The organism is Myxococcota bacterium (assembly GCA_035498015.1).
Classification (GTDB): Bacteria; Myxococcota_A; UBA9160; order SZUA-336; family SZUA-336; genus VGRW01.
This window is the reverse complement of the sequence record DATKAO010000242.1, coordinates 1-4,067: the sequence shown is the minus strand read 5'-3', so window position 1 is coordinate 4,067 and position 4,067 is coordinate 1. Positions and strand designations below refer to the sequence as shown.

Annotated in this window: 3 protein-coding genes; 1 reads left to right on the top strand and 2 read right to left on the bottom strand. The window is 69.1% G+C overall.

Annotation, left to right across the window (positions count from 1 at the left end):
- On the bottom strand, positions 1-1,166 hold a 1,166-nt coding region (locus VMR86_21375; protein HTO09616.1), incomplete at its 3' end, for an AarF/UbiB family protein.
- Positions 1,166-2,221, bottom strand: coding sequence for a hypothetical protein (locus VMR86_21370; protein HTO09615.1), 1,056 nt, complete (start codon positions 2,219-2,221; stop codon positions 1,166-1,168). The genes VMR86_21375 and VMR86_21370, both read right to left, overlap by 1 nt.
- A 23-nt stretch (positions 2,222-2,244) precedes the next feature.
- On the opposite strand from VMR86_21370, the gene VMR86_21365 reads away from it, so the two are divergent.
- The coding region (locus tag VMR86_21365; GenBank protein HTO09614.1) for a PQQ-dependent sugar dehydrogenase at positions 2,245-4,067 on the top strand (1,823 nt) is incomplete at its 3' end.

Genomic DNA, 4,067 nt, shown 5'->3' with positions numbered 1-4,067 from the left:
CTCGGCACCTCGACGATCGGGTCCTTGCGGATCGACTCCATGAGCTCGTCGGTCATCTCCTCGGTGAGCTCGCCGCGCACGTCGCCGCGGCGCGCGGAGCTCATCATCTGCCGCGCGATGATCTTGTAGGACTCCGGATCGCCCGTCTTGGTGCGGAAGCCGAGCTCCTGGAAGGCGCGCACCATGGCCGACTCGTTCTCGGTCATCATCGAGAACATCAGCTCGAACAGACCCAGGCCGAAGCCCTTCGGCAGCTGCTTGGCGAGCCCGAAGTCCAGGATCACGAAACGCGGGCCGGGCTGCACCAGCACGTTGCCCGGGTGCGGGTCGGCGTGGAAGAAGCCGAGCCCCATGATCATCTGGTTCCACAGCGAAGTGAGTCCCTGCACGACCTCGAGCGGGTCGATGCCCGCGGCCTCGAGCCCGGCGCGGTCGTTGGCCTTGATGCCCGACACGAGCTGCATGGTGATCACGCGCCGGCTCGAGTGCGCGTAGTCGATCTCGGGCACGATCACCTGCGGGTCTTTCGCGAACAGCGCGCGGATGCGCTCGGCGTTCGCGGTCTCGCGCCGGAAGTCGAGCTCGAGCGCCAGGTGAGTCTGCAGCTCGTCGAGCAGCGGCAGGAGCGCGAGCGGCTGCGGGTCGAAGCGCTCGTACAGGATGCAGATGCGGCGCAGCGCCGCGAGATCAGTGCGCACGATCTGGTCGATGTCGGGGTACTGCACCTTGACCGCGACCTCGCGCCCGTCGTGGAGCCGCGCGCGGTGCACCTGCGCCAGCGACGCCGACGCGAGCGGCGTGGGCTCGAAGGACGAGAACACGGCGTCGAGGGGCTTGCCGAGCTCGGCCTCGACCACGGCGCGAATCACTTCGAACGCGCGCGGCGGCACGCGGTCCTGCGCGCGCTGCAGCGTGCGCACGTACTCGGGCGGGAACACATCGGAGCGCGTGCCCACCACCTGACACACCTTGAGCAACAGGCCGCGCAGGCGCGTCGCGGTGCGGTAGATCTGGTCGGCGTTGCGCTGGTGGATGCGCGAGAAGTCGCGCTGCGCGGGGTCGCGGCCGAGCAGGCGATCCCACCAGGTGGGGATCTTCTCGCGCAGCCAGACGCACAGCGCCGTCCAGCCGATGCGCGCCGCGCGCAGCGTGCGGGCTCTGCGCATCAAGGCTGCAACAGCTCGAGCCGTTCGTCGTCGCGCGCGGGGAAGGTCCAGCCCGAGTCGAGTGACTCGAAGCGGCTGGCCAGCGCCGCCGCGCGCGGCGTGTCTTCGAGCGCAAGCCGGATCGCCCCTTGCACGTCGGCGCGCTCGCGCACGGGACGCGTGGTGGCCATCTGGCGCAGCTGCACCTGCAGGATGCCGTCGACCACGCGCTGGCCGGGCAGCTGGCCCTTGCCGTCGTGCGTGCGCAGCGTGCGCGCGCGCAGCTCGGAGAGCGCGCTGCGGAGATACTCCACGTGCGGCTTCTCGTCGGCCTGGATGTGCGCCACCAGCGCCGGCGCGCCGACCGGATCGGCCGAGACTTCCGGGTCCCCGAGCAGCCGCTTGGCCCACTCGAACACGTCTTCGGCGAAGATCTCGACCACCATCACGTTGGCCATGAAGGTGATCGCGTCCTCGAGCCGGTGAGACAGCTCGGGGAACAGCCGCCGCCGCTCGCCGCGCCCGCCGCCCATCATCATGGCCAGCAGCACGTCGTCGGGGATCTCGGGCTTGGCGAGGCCGAGGTCGCGCGCGGCCTCCCACATCTGCTTGTGACCGCCCTCGTCGCGCCAGCCGGCCTCGTCGCGCGCGTGCGCCTCGAACAGACCGCCGCCCAGGTGCGCGAGCGCCGTGCCGCCGATGTCCTCGACGACCTCGCGGCGCAGGTCGGGCAGGCTGAGCTCGCGGATGCGCGCGCCGAAGCCCTCGACGATCGAGATCAGAGTGAGCGAGCGCGTGACCGGGTCGCGCACGCCCTCCTGCATCAGGAGCTTGGCCTGCGGATAGTTCGGATAGTGCGGCGGGACGAAAGTCTTCGGCACGTCCACGAGTCTGTGACCCTCGGCACGCAGCCGCGCCTGCCAGGCCTCGATCGCGGGCACGCGATTCGCGGTGCGCGGCGACACGTACGCGCCGCTCGCGAAGCCGCCGTGGCAGCGCACGCCGCCGGCGATGAGCGGCTCGTCATACGGGGAATTCGCCAGGAGCTCCTCGCGGGTCCAGTCGAGCTTGGTCATTGCCCACAGTGTACGATCGCGGCATGCGGAATGCCCTATGGGCCCTTCTCTGCCTCGCGTCTCTCGTTGCCGCGCACAGCCGGGCCGCCGATCCGAGCTTCGACGTCGTCACCAGCGACACCGACAACCCCTCGTACCTCGCGGACCCGAACGACGGGACCGGCCGGCTGTTCATCACCGAGCTCGGCGGTCACGTGCGGATCCTGCAGAACGGGACCCTGCAGGCGCAGGACGCCGCCTTCCTCGACGTCTCGGGATCGGTCGCCTTCGGCGGCGCGGGCGAGGGCGGCATGCACTCCATGGCCTTCGACCCGAACTTCGCGTCGAATCACTTCGTGTACGTGGAGTACACGGTCCAGGGCGACGGCGGATCGCCGCTGAAGACACGCATCGAGCGCTACACGGTCGACCCGAACGACCCCGACCACGCCGACATGGCCAGCGTCCACACCGTGCTCGTCCAGGAGTCACCCGTGGGCTCGGACTTCTCGAATCACAAGGGCGGTCAGCTCCAGTTTGGGCCCGACGGCTTCCTGTATTTCGCCTTCGGCGACGGCGGCAGCGGCGACGACCCGGGCTGCCGCTCGCAGACGCGCAACCTGCTGTTCGGGAAGATGCTGCGCATCGATCCCAACGGAGCCGACCTCGACCCCAACGACCCGGACCGCAACTACGCCATTCCCATGAGCAACCCCTTCCGCAACGACCCGAACTACGCGCCCGAGATCTGGGATCTGGGTCTGCGCAACCCCTACCGCTTCTCGTTCGATCGCGAGACCGGCGAGCTCTGGATCGGCGACGTCGGCCAGAGCACGCGCGAAGAGGTCGACATGGAGTCCAGGTTCAACGACGGCGGCGGCGGAAGGAACTACGGCTGGAAGGTGTTCGAGGGCACGACGTGTCACTTCCCCGATCCGCAGGGCGCGGGAAACTGCCCCGCGTATGTCGGTGACTGCAATGCGGCCGGCTACACGATGCCCGTGAACGACTACGGGCGCGGGGTCGGCAGCACCATCATCGGCGGCTTCGTCTACCGGGGCGCCTCGACGGCCTGGCAGGGCAAGTACATCTTCGCCGACTACGGCAGCAGCACGATCTTCTCACTCACCCCGAACGGCAGCGGCGGCTTCACGCGCGACACGATCCCCGCGCCCAACGTCCACAACGCGATCTCGTTCGGCGAGGACCACACGGGCGAGCTCTACGTGCTCGCGGGCAACGTGTACAAGATCAGCTTCCCGCCGGGTATCTCGTTCACCAAGCAGCAGCAGGCCTGCGTGCGCAAGCTGAATGCGGGCTATGCCGCGCTGGCCGACGCGCGTTCCGCGCAGATCCGCACCTGCATCGACCGCTTCGCGAGCGGGAAGCTCGGCGGGAACAGCATCGACCAGTGCATCGACGCGCCGAGCCCCAAGCTCGAAAAGCTCGCCGCGAAGAACGGCCAGACCGAGACCGACCAGTGCACCGAGCCATTGCCGCCGTTCGGCGTGGGTGGCTCGGCTGCGGGCAACGAGGCGGCACTCGAGGCCGACGTAGCGACTCTGATCGTGGACACGGTCACCGAGACACCCGACGACGACGTGATCCTGAAGGCGAGTGACAAGACCGGCGCCGCCTGCCAGAAGTCGGTGATCAAGACGCTGGCGTCGTGCACGAAGGCGCACCGCAGCGAGTTCCTGCGCTGCAAGAACGCGGGGCTGAAGGACGGCACCTTCGCCGACGCCGGAGGCCTGGCCGACTGTCTCTTCCAGGACCCCAAGTCGCGCGTAGAGAAGGCGTGCGGGAGCAAGCTCGCCTCGGCGATCGACAAGTCCTGCGTGCGCAAGGCGGTCGACCTGTCGACCGC